The 13,099-nt window shown below is 67.6% G+C and carries 16 protein-coding genes and 1 pseudogene; 10 read left to right on the plus strand and 7 right to left on the minus strand.

The window, feature by feature from the left end; all coding sequences use genetic code 11:
* Positions 1-10: 10 nt before the first annotated feature.
* From ahcY to M3149_RS13560, 4 genes are all read left to right on the plus strand, one after another.
* Positions 11-1,444, plus strand: a complete 1,434-nt coding sequence (gene ahcY / locus M3149_RS13545) for an adenosylhomocysteinase (RefSeq protein ID WP_251710077.1) — start codon at positions 11-13, stop codon at positions 1,442-1,444.
* Positions 1,445-1,546: 102 nt separating this feature from the next.
* Positions 1,547-2,302 (plus strand): TlyA family RNA methyltransferase, encoded by a 756-nt coding sequence (locus tag M3149_RS13550; RefSeq protein ID WP_251710078.1) that lies wholly within the window; start codon positions 1,547-1,549, stop codon positions 2,300-2,302.
* Positions 2,299-3,129 carry a methylenetetrahydrofolate reductase [NAD(P)H] gene (metF, locus tag M3149_RS13555; protein WP_251710079.1) on the plus strand — a complete coding sequence of 277 codons (831 nt, stop codon included), beginning with the start codon at positions 2,299-2,301 and terminating at the stop codon, positions 3,127-3,129. The genes M3149_RS13550 and metF overlap by 4 nt, the downstream gene beginning before the upstream one ends.
* Positions 3,130-3,133: 4 nt before the next feature.
* Positions 3,134-3,535, plus strand: a complete 402-nt coding sequence (locus M3149_RS13560; RefSeq protein WP_251710080.1) for a septal ring lytic transglycosylase RlpA family protein — start codon at positions 3,134-3,136, stop codon at positions 3,533-3,535.
* A gap of 9 nt (positions 3,536-3,544) precedes the next feature.
* Here the strand turns inward: M3149_RS13560 and M3149_RS13565 are convergent, their stop codons facing one another.
* From M3149_RS13565 to paaA, 5 genes are read right to left on the minus strand one after another with little or no spacing between them, the layout of a single operon-like run.
* Complete coding sequence (locus M3149_RS13565; protein WP_251710081.1) at positions 3,545-4,651, minus strand: 2Fe-2S iron-sulfur cluster-binding protein; 1,107 nt, start codon at positions 4,649-4,651, stop codon at positions 3,545-3,547.
* Between the two features lie 2 nt (positions 4,652-4,653).
* Positions 4,654-5,211, minus strand: a complete 558-nt coding sequence (gene paaD, locus M3149_RS13570) for a 1,2-phenylacetyl-CoA epoxidase subunit PaaD (RefSeq protein ID WP_251710082.1) — start codon at positions 5,209-5,211, stop codon at positions 4,654-4,656.
* Positions 5,211-6,062, minus strand: coding sequence for a 1,2-phenylacetyl-CoA epoxidase subunit PaaC (gene paaC / locus M3149_RS13575; RefSeq protein WP_251710083.1), 852 nt, complete (start codon positions 6,060-6,062; stop codon positions 5,211-5,213). Before paaC ends, paaD begins: the two co-directional genes overlap by 1 nt.
* Complete coding sequence (gene paaB / locus M3149_RS13580) at positions 6,059-6,367, minus strand: 1,2-phenylacetyl-CoA epoxidase subunit PaaB (protein WP_251710084.1); 309 nt, start codon at positions 6,365-6,367, stop codon at positions 6,059-6,061. The genes paaC and paaB overlap by 4 nt, the downstream gene beginning before the upstream one ends.
* On the minus strand, positions 6,364-7,377 hold the full coding sequence (gene paaA / locus M3149_RS13585) for a 1,2-phenylacetyl-CoA epoxidase subunit PaaA (RefSeq protein WP_251710085.1): 1,014 nt from the start codon (positions 7,375-7,377) through the stop codon (positions 6,364-6,366). Before paaA ends, paaB begins: the two co-directional genes overlap by 4 nt.
* Positions 7,378-7,530: 153 nt before the next feature.
* On the opposite strand from paaA, the pseudogene M3149_RS13590 reads away from it, so the two are divergent.
* Positions 7,531-7,791, plus strand: a pseudogene (locus M3149_RS13590) (CAP domain-containing protein); the annotation flags it as partial.
* A gap of 35 nt (positions 7,792-7,826) precedes the next feature.
* Here the strand turns inward: M3149_RS13590 and M3149_RS13595 are convergent.
* Positions 7,827-8,741: a 23S rRNA (adenine(2030)-N(6))-methyltransferase RlmJ gene (locus tag M3149_RS13595; RefSeq protein WP_251710086.1), complete on the minus strand. Its 915-nt coding sequence runs from the start codon at positions 8,739-8,741 to the stop codon at positions 7,827-7,829.
* A 185-nt stretch (positions 8,742-8,926) separates the two neighbouring features.
* On the opposite strand from M3149_RS13595, the gene rplM reads away from it, so the two are divergent.
* The 5 genes from rplM to erpA all read left to right on the plus strand — a co-directional run bounded on the left by rplM (position 8,927) and on the right by erpA (position 11,445).
* A complete protein-coding gene (gene rplM, locus M3149_RS13600; RefSeq protein WP_251710087.1) occupies positions 8,927-9,358 on the plus strand; it encodes a 50S ribosomal protein L13 in 432 nt (143 codons plus the stop codon).
* Between the two features lie 11 nt (positions 9,359-9,369).
* Positions 9,370-9,762 carry a 30S ribosomal protein S9 gene (gene rpsI / locus M3149_RS13605; RefSeq protein ID WP_251710088.1) on the plus strand — a complete coding sequence of 131 codons (393 nt, stop codon included), beginning with the start codon at positions 9,370-9,372 and terminating at the stop codon, positions 9,760-9,762.
* A 104-nt stretch (positions 9,763-9,866) separates the two neighbouring features.
* Positions 9,867-10,574: a DUF6776 family protein gene (locus M3149_RS13610; RefSeq protein ID WP_251710089.1), complete on the plus strand. Its 708-nt coding sequence runs from the start codon at positions 9,867-9,869 to the stop codon at positions 10,572-10,574.
* Positions 10,575-10,596: 22 nt separating this feature from the next.
* Positions 10,597-10,998: a bactofilin family protein gene (locus tag M3149_RS13615; RefSeq protein ID WP_251710090.1), complete on the plus strand. Its 402-nt coding sequence runs from the start codon at positions 10,597-10,599 to the stop codon at positions 10,996-10,998.
* An 81-nt stretch (positions 10,999-11,079) separates the two neighbouring features.
* Positions 11,080-11,445 (plus strand): iron-sulfur cluster insertion protein ErpA, encoded by a 366-nt coding sequence (gene erpA, locus M3149_RS13620; RefSeq protein ID WP_251710091.1) that lies wholly within the window; start codon positions 11,080-11,082, stop codon positions 11,443-11,445.
* A gap of 95 nt (positions 11,446-11,540) precedes the next feature.
* Here erpA and M3149_RS13625 read toward each other — a convergent pair whose 3' ends face one another.
* Positions 11,541-12,938 carry a M23 family metallopeptidase gene (locus M3149_RS13625; protein WP_251710092.1) on the minus strand — a complete coding sequence of 466 codons (1,398 nt, stop codon included), beginning with the start codon at positions 12,936-12,938 and terminating at the stop codon, positions 11,541-11,543.
* Between the last annotated feature and the right edge of the window lie 161 nt (positions 12,939-13,099).

Here is a 13,099-nt window from a genome sequence, read left to right on the forward strand (position 1 = left end):
GGAGCAAACCATGAATGCACGCATTCCCACCCTGCCGACCGACTGCGCGATCGCCGACATTTCCCTGGCCGACTGGGGCCGCAAGGAAATCAAGATCGCCGAGACCGAGATGCCCGGCCTGATGGCCATCCGCGAGGAATACGCGGCCAAGCAGCCCTTGAAGGGCGCACGCATCACCGGCTCGCTGCACATGACCATCCAGACCGCGGTGCTCATCGAGACGCTGCAGGCACTGGGCGCGCAGGTGCGCTGGGCCTCCTGCAACATCTTCTCCACCCAGGATCACGCCGCCGCGGCCATCGCCGCCAACGGCACGCCGGTGTTCGCCATCAAGGGCGAGACGCTGGTCGACTACTGGGACTACACGCACCGCATCTTCGACTTCGGCGCCAAGGGCACGCCGGGCGAAGGCCCCAACATGATCCTGGACGACGGCGGCGACGCCACGCTGCTGATGCACCTGGGCAAGAAGGCCGAGAAGGACCCGTCCGTGCTGGCCAACCCGGGCAGCGAGGAAGAGCGCATCCTGTTCGCCGCCATCAAGGCCAAGCTGGCCGAAGACAGCACCTGGTACAGCCGCAAGAGCGCCGAGATCATCGGCGTGACCGAAGAGACCACCACCGGCGTGCACCGCCTCAAGGAAATGGCGGCCAAGGGCCACCTGATGTTCCGCGCCATCAACGTCAACGACTCGGTCACCAAGAGCAAGTTCGACAACCTCTACGGCTGCCGCGAATCGCTGGTCGATGGCATCAAGCGCGCCACCGATGTGATGATCGCCGGCAAGGTGGCCGTGGTTTGCGGCTACGGTGACGTGGGCAAGGGCTCGGCCCAGGCGCTGCGCGCCCTCAGCGCTCAGGTGTGGGTGACCGAGATCGACCCCATCAACGCGCTGCAAGCCGCCATGGAAGGCTACAAGGTCGTGACCATGGAGTGGGCCGCGGACAAGGCCGACATCTTCGTCACCACCACCGGCAACCGCGACGTCATCACCTACGCGCACATGGCCGCCATGAAGGATCAGGCCATCGTCTGCAACATCGGCCACTTCGACAACGAGATCCAGGTCGCCGAGCTCGAAGCCAAGTGCCAGTGGGAAGAAATCAAGCCCCAGGTCGATCACGTCATCTTCCCCGACGGCAAGAAGATCATCCTGCTCGCCAAGGGTCGTCTGGTGAACCTGGGCTGCGGTACTGGCCACCCCAGCTTCGTGATGTCGTCCAGCTTCGCCAACCAGACCATTGCGCAGATCGAGCTGTTCAGCCACCCGGACAGCTACGACCTGGGCAAGGTCTACGTGCTGCCCAAGCATCTGGACGAGAAGGTCGCACGCCTGCACCTCAAGAAGGTCGGTGCCATGCTGACCGAGCTGTCGGACGAGCAGGCAGCGTACATCGGCGTGCCGAAGCAGGGCCCCTACAAGCCGGACACGTACAGATATTGATCACCCCCGCCGCGCTTCGCGCGACCCCCTTCCGGGGGCGATGCCAGCGGCCCGGCGAAGCCGGTTCCGCGGCATCTCTGGATGGGGCCGCTGCGTTCCACCATGCGTGCTGATCAACTCCTCGTCGAGCGCGGACTCGCGGCGTCGCGATCACAGGCCCAGCGGCTGATTGCCGCGGGCGTGAGGTGGCGCCTTGGGGCCGACTGGAAGCCCGTGGCCAAGAACGGCGACGAGCTGCCACTGGCAGCCGAGTTGCAGGTGCTCGATGCGGCCGAGGCGCGCTTTGTGTCGCGTGGCGGCTTGAAGCTCGACGGTGCGCTCACGCACACCGGGCTCGACGTGCGTGGACTGCGCGCGCTCGACGTGGGGCAGAGCACCGGCGGCTTCACCGACTGCTTGCTGCAGCGCGGTGCGGCGCAGGTGGTGGGCGTTGATGTCGGCAGTGGTCAGCTCAACCCGCGCTTGCGTGGCGACGCGCGTGTGATGGCGATCGAGCAGATCAACGCGCGTGAGCTGACCGCGCAGCAACTGCGCGAGGCCGGGGCCGAGCCGCCGTTCGACCTGATCGTGGGCGACCTGTCCTTCATCTCGCAGACGCTGGTGTGGCCGGCGCTCGCGCCGCTGCTCAAGCCGGGCGGCCATGGGCTCATGCTGGTCAAGCCGCAGTTCGAGCTGCAGCCCGGGCACATCGGCAAGGGCGGGCTGGTGAAGGACGCGGCGTTCTACCCGCTGGTGCGAGAGCGCATCACCACCGCGCTGCAAGGCCTGGGCCTTGAGGTGCGCGACTATTTCGACAGCCCCATCGCCGGTGGCGATGGCAACCGCGAGTTCTTCGTCTTCGTCCGGAAACCGGCATGAACCTGCCCATCAGTTTCGAGTTCTTCCCGCCCAAGACGCCCGAGGGCGCCGACAAGCTGCGCGCAGTGCGCCAGCAGCTCTACGCGCGTCAGCCGGTGTTCTGCTCCGTCACCTACGGCGCGGGCGGCTCCACGCAAGCCGGCACCTTCGGTACCGTGAAAGAGATCCTTGCCGAGGGCGTTGATGCCGCGTCGCACTTCTCGTGCATCGGTGCCACGCGTGCCGGCGTGCGTGAGCAGCTCGCGCAACTCAAGGCCATGGGCGTCAAGCGCCTGGTCGCGCTGCGCGGCGACCTGCCCAGCGGCTACGGCCTGGGCGGCGAATTCCAGTACGCGAGCGACCTGGTCGCCTTCATCCGCGCCGAGTCGGGCGAAGACTTCCACATCGAGGTGGCGGCCTACCCCGAGGTGCATCCGCAGGCCAAGTCGCCCGAAGCCGACCTCAAGGCCTACGTCACCAAGGTGAAGGCCGGTGCGCACTCGGCGATCACGCAGTACTTCTACAACAGCGACGCCTACTTCCGTTTCGTGGATGACGCCTACAAGCTCGGCGCCGATGTGCCGGTGGTGCCGGGCATCATGCCGATCACCAGTTCCACACAGCTGATGCGCTTCTCGGACGCTTGCGGCGCCGAGATCCCGCGCTGGATCCGCCTGCGGTTGCAGGCCTACGGCGACGACACCGCGTCGATCAAGGCCTTCGGGCTTGATGTGGTGAGTGACTTGTGTGAGCAACTGTGCAACGGCGGTGTGCCGGGCCTGCACTTCTATACGATGAACCAGAGCGCGGCCACCCTGGAACTGCTGCGCCGCCTGGACCCGAACTGAACCCATGTCCGCCCTTCGCCACCTGATCGCCCTGGCCGTGGTCGCCGCTCTCGCGGGCTGCGCCAGCGGGCCACCGCCGTCGTCGGGCGACGATGCTGGCGTGGTCAGTGGCGGCCGTGAGATCGAACGCGGGATTGCCTCGTGGTACGGCGCGCAGCACCACGGCCGGCGCACCGCGAGTGGCGAGGTGTTCGACATGAACGCCCTGACCGCGGCCCACAAGACCTTGCCCTTCGGCACGCGGGTGCGGGTGTTGAACCCGGCGAGCGGACAGGCGGTGGTGGTGCGCATCAACGACCGCGGCCCGTTCACGCCGGGTCGCGTGATCGATCTCAGCCGCGCGGGCGCCGAACGCATCGGCCTGGTCCGCGCTGGTGTCGCGCCGGTGGTGATCTACGCCGATTGAGCGTGTCGCTCAGCGTTCGTCGTAGCTCACGACGATGCGGTCCGTGGTGGGCCGCGCCTGGCAGCTCAGCACGAAGCCCTGTTCCATCTCCCAGGGCTCGAGCGTGAAGTTCTTCTCCATCGCCACGCTGCCTTCCATCACCTTGGCGCGGCAGGTGCAGCACACGCCGCCGCGGCACGACCACGGCAGGTCGAGGCCGGCCTCCAGCGCGACGTCGAGCACACGCTGGTCGCGGCCCATGCGCAGTTCGTGCGGCTTGCCGTCGAGCACCACGGTGAGCGCGACCTCGCCCTCGCTGCGTTCGGTGTGGCCCAGCTGCACTTTCACGCGCTCGGCGCTCGGCAGGGCCTCCAGCGTGGGTGACGTGAAACGTTCGGTGTGGATGCGCTCGGGCTTCACGCCGGCGCCGAGCAGGGCCTGCTCGGTGGCCTCGATCATGGCTTCGGGGCCGCAGATGAAGACCTCGTCCATGCTGGCCACCGGCAGCAGCGTGGCGACGATCTCGCGCACCTTGTCGCCGTCGATGCGGCCTTCGAGCAGCGGCACCTCCTGCGCCTGGCGCGACAGGATGTGGATCAGCGTGAGCCGGTCGCGGTAGCGGTCCTTCAGGTCCTGCAGCGCTTCGTTGAACATCACGCTGGCCATGCGCCGGTTGCCGTAGACGAGCGTGAACTTGGCGGTTGACGACTCCTCCAGCGTGCTCGTCATGATCGACAGGATGGGCGTGATGCCCGAACCCGCCGCGAAGCCCACGCGGTGCAGCGCGCGTGGGCGGTGCACGGTGAAGCGGCCATCGGGCGGCATGGCCTGCAGCGTGTCGCCGGCCTTGAGTTGCGTGGCCGCCCAGTTGCTGAACACGCCGCCTTCCACCGGGCGGATGCCCAGCGTGAGCTCGCCCTTGCTCGTGTAGAGGCTGCGTGCACTGCTGATGGAGTAGCTGCGCCGCACCTCCTGGCCACCGATGCGCGCGCGCACGGTGAGGAATTGTCCGGGCTCGAAGGCAAAGGCGGTGCGCTGTGCCTCGGGCACGGCCAGCGTGACGGCCACCGAGCCCGCGGCCTCGGGGCTCACGCGTGCAACGGGCAACTCGACGAATCCGCGGGGGGTGGCGTTCATGGTCAATACGGCTTGAAGAGGTCGAAGGGTTCGAGGCAATCGAGGCAGCGATGAAGCGCCTTGCAGGCCGTCGAGCCGAAGGGCGAGGTTTCGGTGGTGTGGGTGGAGCCGCAGCGCGGGCAGGGCACGGGCTGGCTGGCGGCGCGGCGCGCGAAGGTGATGACCTTGTCGCTGCCGTGTGCGGCGCGCCCGTTCGGCGGCGCAATGCCATAAGCGCGCAGCTTCTCGCGCGCGGCAGGCGTCATCCAGTCGGTGGTCCAGGCGGGGGCGAGTTGCGTCACCACACGCCCTGGCAGGCCGGCGTCGGCCAGCGCGGCGCGGATGTCGTCCTCGATCTGGCCCATGGCCGGGCAGCCCGAGTAGGTGGGCGTGATGACCACCTCGGGCACGCCGTCGGCACCCACGCGCACCTCGCGCAGGATGCCCAGTTCGGTGAGGCTCACGACCGGGATCTCGGGGTCGGCCAGGTGCGCGATCGCCGCTTCAATCGCGCGCACGGCCTGCACGGCCCGCACGGCCTGCACGGGCGCAGAGGCGTCTGTGCGCAGCGTGGCGTCCATCACCACACCGCTTGCGGGTGCTCGCGCGCCAGGCTCTGCATCTCGGCGAGCAGAAAGCCCATGTGCTCGGAATGCAGGCCGTGCTTGCCTTGCGACACGTGGCCCGCGGCAGGGGGGCGCTTCAGCGTGGCCTCGGCCAGGGCCTCGTCCACCAGCGCATCCCACGCGGGTTTGAGCGTGGCCAGTGCCACGCCGGTGCCGCTGGCTGCGGCCGTGGCTTCGGCCTCGCTGCCGCTCCAGAATTCCTGCGTGTACGGCATAAGGTGGTTCAGCGCGGCCTGCGCGCGCGTGTGGCTGTCCTCGGTGCCATCGCCCAGGCGCACCAGCCAGTCGCCCGCGTGCTGCAGGTGGTAGCGCACCTCCTTGAGCGATTTGGCGGCGATGCCGGCCAGTTGCGCATCGGCGCTGTCCTGCAGGGCTTCCCACCACAGGCGCATCAGCGCGGCGTAGAGAAAGTTGCGCACGATCGTGGTGGCGTAGTCGCGGTCCTGGCGGGCCGGGCCGGCCAGCGGGCCGTGGTGCGGCAGTTCCAGCAGAGTGAAGTTGAGGAACTCGCGCGTGCTGCGGAAGTACGCCAGCGTGTCCTCGGTGATCGCACCGTTCGTGCGCGCGCCCTGCAGGTGTTCGAAGCGCGCCGCGAGCGACGCATCGACGTTGATCAGCGCAGCCGCGTGCTGGTAGAGCAGTCGCGCCTGGCCCAGGTGGTCGAGCGCGTGGTTGGCCAGCGCGAGGTCTTCTTCAAGAATGGGCCCGTGGCCGCACCATTCGGCGTTGCGCTGCCCGAGCACCAGCGCGTTGTCGGCCAGGTGCAACAGGTAGTCCACCGGCGCATGGGTGGGATGGGCGTTCACATGTGCCCCACTTTCTCCGGGATCTCGTAGAAGGTCGGGTGGCGGTAGATCTTGTCGGCCGCGGGGTCGAAGAAGGCGTCCTTGGCGTCGGGCTCGCTGGCGGTGATGCTGGCCGAGGGCACGACCCAGATGCTCACGCCCTCCTGGCGGCGCGTGTACACGTCGCGCGCCATCTGCAGCGCGTGCTGTGCGTCGCTGGCGTGCAGGCTGCCGCAGTGCTTGTGCTCCAGGCCCTGCTTGCTGCGCACGAACACCTCCCACAGGGGCCATTCCTTCAAGGCTTTGGGATCGTTCGCGGTGCTCATGCGGCCTCCTTCAGGGCGCGTTGCTGTTGCTTGCGCGCGTGGGCCAGTGCGGCCTCGCGCACCCAGGCACCGTCCTCCCAGGCCTTCACGCGCGTGGCCAGGCGCTCCTTGTTGCAGGGGCCGTTGCCGTTCACCACGTTCCAGAAGTCGTCCCATTCGATGGCACCGAAGTCGTGGCCGCCCTTGGCCTCGTTCCACTTCAGATCCGGGTCGGGCAGCGTCACACCCAGCACCTCGGCCTGCGGCACCGTGGCGTCGACGAACTTCTGGCGCAGCGCGTCGTTGCTGATGCGCTTGATGCCCCAGCGCATGCCCTGCACGCTGTTCGGGCTGTTGTCGTCGGGCGGGCCGAACATGGCCAGCACCGGCCACCACCAGCGGTTCACCGCGTCCTGCACCATCGCCTTTTGCTCGGCGGTGCCCTGCATCATGGTGAGCAAGGCCTCGTAGCCCTGGCGCTGGTGGAAGCTCTCTTCCTTGCAGACGCGGATCATGGCGCGCGCATACGGCCCGTAGCTGCAGCGGCACAGCGGGATCTGGTTCATGATCGCCGCGCCATCGACCAGCCAGCCGATCACGCCGACGTCGGCCCAGGTGAGGGTGGGGTAGTTGAAGATGGAGCTGTACTTGGCCTTGCCGCTGTGCAGCGCCTCGACCATCTGGTCGCGGCTGGTGCCCAGGGTTTCGGCCGCGCTGTAGAGGTACAGGCCGTGCCCGCCTTCGTCCTGCACCTTGGCCAGCAGGATGGCCTTGCGTTTCAAGCTCGGTGCGCGGCTGATCCAGTTGCCCTCGGGCAGCATGCCCACGATCTCGCTGTGCGCGTGCTGGCTGATCTGGCGCACGAGCGTCTTGCGGTAGGCCTCCGGCATCCAGTCCCGCGGCTCGATCTTGCCGTCGGCGTCCACCACGGCGTCAAAGTGCGCCTGCAGCGCGGCATCGGCTTCGCTCGCCACGGGCTGAAGCCCGGGCGCTGCCTGCCCGTCGGGCACGTTGAAGGATTGCGTGTACATGCGTGTCTCCTGGCCCTCGACCGGGCGCGATCTGCAGTCTAGCAAATTAGCCGACCGATCGGTCGGCTAATGCGATTCCGCTGGTCGGGAACCCGACGCCACCCCGCGCTCACCCACGGAAGTTCCTGATTTCTCTCGCTTTGCCCGACGCGCGCCTTCTTCAGCCACACGGGCAGCGACGGACGCTCGTCGGGCGACCGGGCGAATGCCGCAGGCTATGTGTGGAGCACGGTGGCTGAGAACATCGCCGCGGGGCCGACCAGCCTCACGGGAGCGCTTGATGGCTGGATGAACAGCACCGGCCACTGCCAGAACCTCATGCGGGCCAGCGTCACGGAGTTCGGGCTGGCGTGCATGCGCAGGGAAGGCGCTGACCAGACGCCGTACTGGACGATGGTGCTGGCCCGGCCCTGACCACCCCGCAGCGAACCGCTCCATCCTGGCGACCCTCAGCCGTCGCCTGTCTCCACCGCGTGGCCCTGGCCGCGTCCGCGCCCGAGCACATCCACCAGCAGCGGCAGCGCTTCCTTGAGGCCGGCGGCCAATGTGTGCGGGGGGTTGATGATGAACACACCACTGGCGGTCAGCCCCGGACGCTCGTTGGGCTCCAGCGGCGGGTGCCCGACGGCCAGCGTGGCATGCAGCCAGCCACGCCCGGCGCGTTGTGCCGCCGCGCGCAGCTTGCGCGGCAGGTCATGCGCCTCGGTGCGGGGAATCACCGGGTACCAGACGACATAGGTACCCGTCGCGAAGCGCTTGAGCGCATCGAGTATGCAGGTGCTTACTTTCCCGTAATCGCTCTTCAGCTCGTAGCTGGGATCGATCAGCACGAGCGCCCGGCGCGAGCCCTGGGCGTCGGCCGGCGGCGGCAGCAGCGGCTTGAGACCCTCGAAGCCGTCCTGTCGCAGCACGACCACGCTGCGCCCGGCCTCCAGCTGGGCCATGTTGGACGACAGGGTCTTGCCGTCGGTGGGGTGGAGCTCGAACAGCTTGAGGCGGTCGCGCGACGCGTCGCGCATCAGCCGTTGCATCACGAACGGTGAGCCCGGGTAGACGCGCAGCGAGCCGCCCGGGTTGAAGCCGGCTACTAGATCCAGGTAGTCGTCGATCAGCGGGGTGCTCGCCCCCCCTTTGCCCTGGGCGGGGCGCAAGGCCGCAAACAGGCGCACCACGCCATGTTCCGCCTCGCCCCCCTTGTCGGCGAATTCGCTGTCGAGCCGGTACAGCCCTGCCCCGGCATGGGTGTCCACCAGCGTCAACGTCGGTGGCTTGAGCATCAGGTGGCGCAGCGTGGCAATGAGCACCAGGTGCTTGAGGACGTCGGCGTGGTTGCCGGCGTGAAAGGCGTGGCGGTAAGAGAACATGCGCGGGCGATGGTAGCCCCGATTTGCCCCCGGTTCGCCGATTTCGTACAATGGCAGGCTTCGCAGCGATTTCCTGTGGCCCCGCGGCGAAGTTCGGTCAACAGCCGAAACACCACCTAAGAGGGTTCCGTCAGAGAACCGCCGACCGTGGAAAAGGGCCGCCAAACCCTCGATACAGGTTCAACATGACCAAAACGTTCAGCGCCAAACCCGCTGACGTGAAGCACGAGTGGTTTGTGATTGACGCGACCGACAAGGTCCTCGGACGAGTTGCCAGTGAAGTGGCTCTCCGACTGCGCGGCAAGCACAAGGCCATTTACACGCCTCACGTCGATACCGGTGACTTCATCGTCGTCGTCAACGCAGCCAAACTGCGCGTGACGGGCACCAAGTCCACCGACAAGATGTACTACCGCCACTCGGGCTTCCCGGGCGGTATCTACGCCACCAACTTCCGCGACATGCAGGCCAAGCACCCCGGCCGCGCGCTGGAGAAGGCCGTCAAGGGCATGCTGCCCAAGGGCCCCCTGGGCTACGCCATGATCAAGAAGCTCAAGGTCTATGGCGGCCCCGAGCATCCGCACACCGCCCAGCAGCCGCAGGCGCTGGACATCTGAAGGAGCCCTGAATGATTGGTGAATGGAACAACGGCACCGGCCGTCGCAAATCCAGCGTCGCCCGCGTGTTCCTCAAGAAGGGCAGCGGCAAGATCACGGTCAACGGCAAGGACATCCAGCAGTTCTTCGGCCGCGAGACCTCGATCATGATCGCCAAGCAGCCGCTCGTGCTGACCGACAACGTCGAGACCTTCGACATCCAGGTCAACGTGCACGGCGGCGGTGAGTCCGGGCAGGCCGGCGCGGTGCGCCACGGCATCACCCGCGCGCTCATCGACTACGATGCGACCCTCAAGCCCGCTCTGTCGCAGGCCGGGTTCGTGACCCGCGATGCCCGCGAAGTGGAACGCAAGAAGGTCGGTCTGCGCTCTGCGCGGCGCCGCAAGCAGTTCAGCAAGCGCTGACGCTTCGGCCAACGGCCCACAGAAACCGCCTTCAAGTCCGCTTGGGGCGGTTTCTGCTTTCTGGGCCTTGCTTTCGTTTGCTTGCACTTGAATGAAAGGGTTGCATGCGTTGGCGCCTGGTGCGTAGGAGATGGTCGGCGGGAGCCCCGCGCATGGCGGTGCGCAGCGCGCTGCCCTGGCCGCTGCGTTGGCTGCTGGTGGCCATCATGCTGGGCTTCTCGGGTGCGCTGGCCCTGTGGGCCTTCGAATTCGGTCGCGACATCGCGGGTGTGGACCGCAACGCCCAGGCCGAGCTGCAGCGCCTGCGCGTGGAGGCCAAGGACCTGCGCGAACAACTCATGCAGGCACGCGCCGAGGGCAGCACCTCGGTGAGCCAGCTCACCGCCGAGCGCGCCATGATCGATCAACTGCAGGTACAGATCCGCCAGCTCGAGGCAGACAACCAGTCGTTGCGCAACGACCTGGGCTTCTTCGAGCGTCTCATCCCCGCCAGCGGCGGCGATGCCCTGGCCATCCGTGGCTTGCAGGCCGAACGCCTGTCGGCCACGCAATGGCGCTGGCAGGTTCTGATGATCCAGGCCGCGCGCCGGGCCCCAGAATTCCGCGGATCACTGGAGATCAGCTTCACGGGCACGCTGGCCGGCAAGCCCTGGTCGGCCAGGCACGCGTCCGCGCCGCAATCGGTTCTGGTGAAGGGTTATCTGCGCCAGGAAGGTCTGGTGGACTTGCCCGCGCAGGCGGAGGTCAAGTCCGTCACCGCCAAGGTGTTGCAGGGCAGCGCGGTACGGTCCGTGCAGACCCTCGACCTGTGAAGCCGCCATCAAGGAGACGCCCATGTTCGGCAACAAGACCAAGCAGCCCCCCATCAAGAGCCTGATCGCGCAGGGCACCCGAATCCAGGGCGACCTTCAGTTCAGCGAGGGCCTGCGCATCGACGGCGAGGTCAACGGGAACATCCGTGCCGCCGACGGCGAGCCGAGCATCCTGATCGTCAGCGAGGTGGCGTCTGTCAGCGGCTCCATCGAGGCCGATCACGTGATCATCAATGGCCACGTCAAGGGCCCGGTGCTGGCCCGCGAGCTGCTCGAACTGCAGCCCAAGGCCCACATCGAGGGCGACGTCTCCTACCGCTCGATCGAAATGCACCAGGGCGCCCGCATCGCTGGCCAGCTCAAGCCGGTGGCGACCGATGGCACAGCGGCAATGCCCACACTGAAACTGGCGGCAAACAGCTGATTCGGGCAATCCCGAGCGCGGTGACGTACCATTCGGCTATCTGCGGGCGTCCATGCCCGCCCCCTACGAGAGGAACACCCCATGAGCGCTGTCGCCGAAACCGTCCAGACCGAACTGCCCGCCCCGCTGGTCTTCACCGACAGTGCAGCGGCCAAGGTGGCTGAGCTGGTGGCCGAAGAAGGCAATCCCGACCTGAAGCTGCGCGTGTTCGTGCAGGGCGGTGGTTGCTCCGGCTTCCAGTACGGCTTCACCTTCGACGAGGTGGTCAACGAGGACGACACCTCGATGAGCAAGAACGGCGTCACCTTGTTGATCGACGCCATGAGCTACCAGTACCTGGTGGGCGCCGAGATCGACTACAAGGAAGACCTGCAGGGCGCCCAGTTCGTGATCAAGAACCCCAACGCCACCACCACCTGCGGCTGCGGTTCGAGCTTCAGCGTCTGACACCGGTCAAGCCGATCGGCACAAAAAAGGGGAGCTTCGGGCTCCCCTTTTGTTTGGGCGGCTGACCGGCCAATGCCGAGCCCAGCCCGCGGTGCTCAGTCTGCGCTGGCGGTCTGCATCGTGGCGGCGGCGGTGAGCTGCAGCCGCTGGGCCTGGGCCACCACCATGAACGCGGGGCGCAGGCCATCGGGCAGCTTGACGGCCTCGCTCTGGCGCGCGACCTGCAGCGGATCCTTGTGCACGCCGTTATCGCGGAACTCCCAGTGCAGGTGGGGCCCGGTGGACATGCCGGTGGAGCCGACGTTGCCGATGAAGTCGCCCTGGGCCACGCGTTGGCCGGTGCGCACGCCGATGCGGCTGAGGTGCGCGTAAACGGTGACCTGGTTGTGGCGGTGGCGAATGAAGATCACGTTGCCGTAGCCGCGTTGCACGCCGGCAAACTCGACCACGCCGTCACCCACCGTACGCACCGGCGTGCCGGTGGGGGCGGCAAAGTCCACCCCGAGGTGCGCGCGACGCTGGCCCAGCACCGGGTGAAAGCGCATGCCATAGCCGCTGCTCACGCGGGAGAACTCCAGCGGCGACGAGAGGTAGTAACGGCGCTTGCTCTCGCCGTCGAAGCCGTAATAGCCGCCCTTGAAGCCGGGGGCCTCGAACCACACGGCCTCGTGCGTGCGGCCGTCGTTGATGAAGTCGGCGGCGAGGATGCGCCCGGTCTTGAGCGGCTCGCCGTCGGCGGTGAGGGTTTCGTAAACCACGTGGAAGCGGTCACCGCGGCGCAGGTCGCGCCGGAAGTCGATGTCGCTGGCGAACATTTCGGCCAGCTGCACGGCCACGGCGTCGGGCACGCCAGCGGCGTCCGTGGCGGCGAACAGCGAGCTCTGGATCTCGCCACCCGCCAGGCGCGGACTGGATTCAAGGCGACCCTTTTCCAGGCGCGAGCTCAGGCCGTCGGCGCCGCGCTCGACCACCAGGCGCAGGAAGCCACGCTCCTCGCGCGGGTCCACCCAGCGCGCGGTCAAGCGCTGCAGTTCCTGGTCGGGTGCGGCCTCGGCATGCACCAGGCGGCTGGCGCGGCTGGCGAGCAGTTGCCGGGCCAGCGGGTCGCGCCCGAGGAAGGCCTGGGCTTCGGTGTCGTTGACGCCCAGTCGCTGCAGCAGGCTCTGGGGCGTGTCATCACTGCGTGTGGTGTCGCTTCGGTACAGCGTCCAGGGCCTGGGGTCGGCCAGCAACGGGTTGCCCAGGGCAAGGTCCGTGGTCGCCAGTGGCGAGGCGATCAGGGTGGGTTGGGCCGAGGCCGGCAGGGCTTCGACGACCTGACGCACCGGCAGGTCGGCGGCGTCGGGGGCAAGCGGGGCGATGCCGAAGGCCGTGACGCCGGTGCCCAGCAGCAGCGCACCAATACCGCCCATGAGCCGGCGGGGGTGGCGGATGATCAGGTCAGTGGTCTGTCGGCCCAGGGCGGCCGTGGCGTTGAAGGTCTGGCGTATCAATTTCGGTCATCCATGAAAGGGCCGGTGAGGGCGCCAGGGCCACACACCGATATCCAGGGAGTGAGCGGGCGGCGACGCGAGAGTTCACGCCACAAGCCGGGCTTTACAGGCGCGCACTTTCCAGTGCAAAAAACACGCCAACTAAAATCCGGCGATAGCCG

Source organism: Hydrogenophaga intermedia, assembly GCF_023715105.1.
Classification (GTDB): domain Bacteria; phylum Pseudomonadota; class Gammaproteobacteria; order Burkholderiales; family Burkholderiaceae_C; genus Hydrogenophaga; species Hydrogenophaga intermedia_A.

Excerpts from the sequence above, each read along its gene's own strand:
- metF (WP_251710079.1), top strand. The coding sequence starts at position 2,299 with ATGAACCTGCCCATCAGTTTCGAGTTCTTCCCGCCCAAGACGCCCGAG.
- M3149_RS13550 (WP_251710078.1), top strand. The coding sequence starts at position 1,547 with ATGCGTGCTGATCAACTCCTCGTCGAGCGCGGACTCGCGGCGTCGCGA.
- M3149_RS13610 (WP_251710089.1), top strand. The coding sequence starts at position 9,867 with ATGCGTTGGCGCCTGGTGCGTAGGAGATGGTCGGCGGGAGCCCCGCGC.
- erpA (WP_251710091.1), top strand. The coding sequence starts at position 11,080 with ATGAGCGCTGTCGCCGAAACCGTCCAGACCGAACTGCCCGCCCCGCTG.
- M3149_RS13565 (WP_251710081.1), bottom strand. The coding sequence starts at position 4,651 with ATGAACGCCACCCCCCGCGGATTCGTCGAGTTGCCCGTTGCACGCGTG.
- paaB (WP_251710084.1), bottom strand. The coding sequence starts at position 6,367 with ATGAGCACCGCGAACGATCCCAAAGCCTTGAAGGAATGGCCCCTGTGG.
- paaD (WP_251710082.1), bottom strand. The coding sequence starts at position 5,211 with ATGGACGCCACGCTGCGCACAGACGCCTCTGCGCCCGTGCAGGCCGTG.
- rpsI (WP_251710088.1), top strand. The coding sequence starts at position 9,370 with ATGATTGGTGAATGGAACAACGGCACCGGCCGTCGCAAATCCAGCGTC.
- M3149_RS13615 (WP_251710090.1), top strand. The coding sequence starts at position 10,597 with ATGTTCGGCAACAAGACCAAGCAGCCCCCCATCAAGAGCCTGATCGCG.
- M3149_RS13560 (WP_251710080.1), top strand. The coding sequence starts at position 3,134 with ATGTCCGCCCTTCGCCACCTGATCGCCCTGGCCGTGGTCGCCGCTCTC.
- rplM (WP_251710087.1), top strand. The coding sequence starts at position 8,927 with ATGACCAAAACGTTCAGCGCCAAACCCGCTGACGTGAAGCACGAGTGG.
- M3149_RS13595 (WP_251710086.1), bottom strand. The coding sequence starts at position 8,741 with ATGTTCTCTTACCGCCACGCCTTTCACGCCGGCAACCACGCCGACGTC.
- paaA (WP_251710085.1), bottom strand. The coding sequence starts at position 7,377 with ATGTACACGCAATCCTTCAACGTGCCCGACGGGCAGGCAGCGCCCGGG.
- ahcY (WP_251710077.1), top strand. The coding sequence starts at position 11 with ATGAATGCACGCATTCCCACCCTGCCGACCGACTGCGCGATCGCCGAC.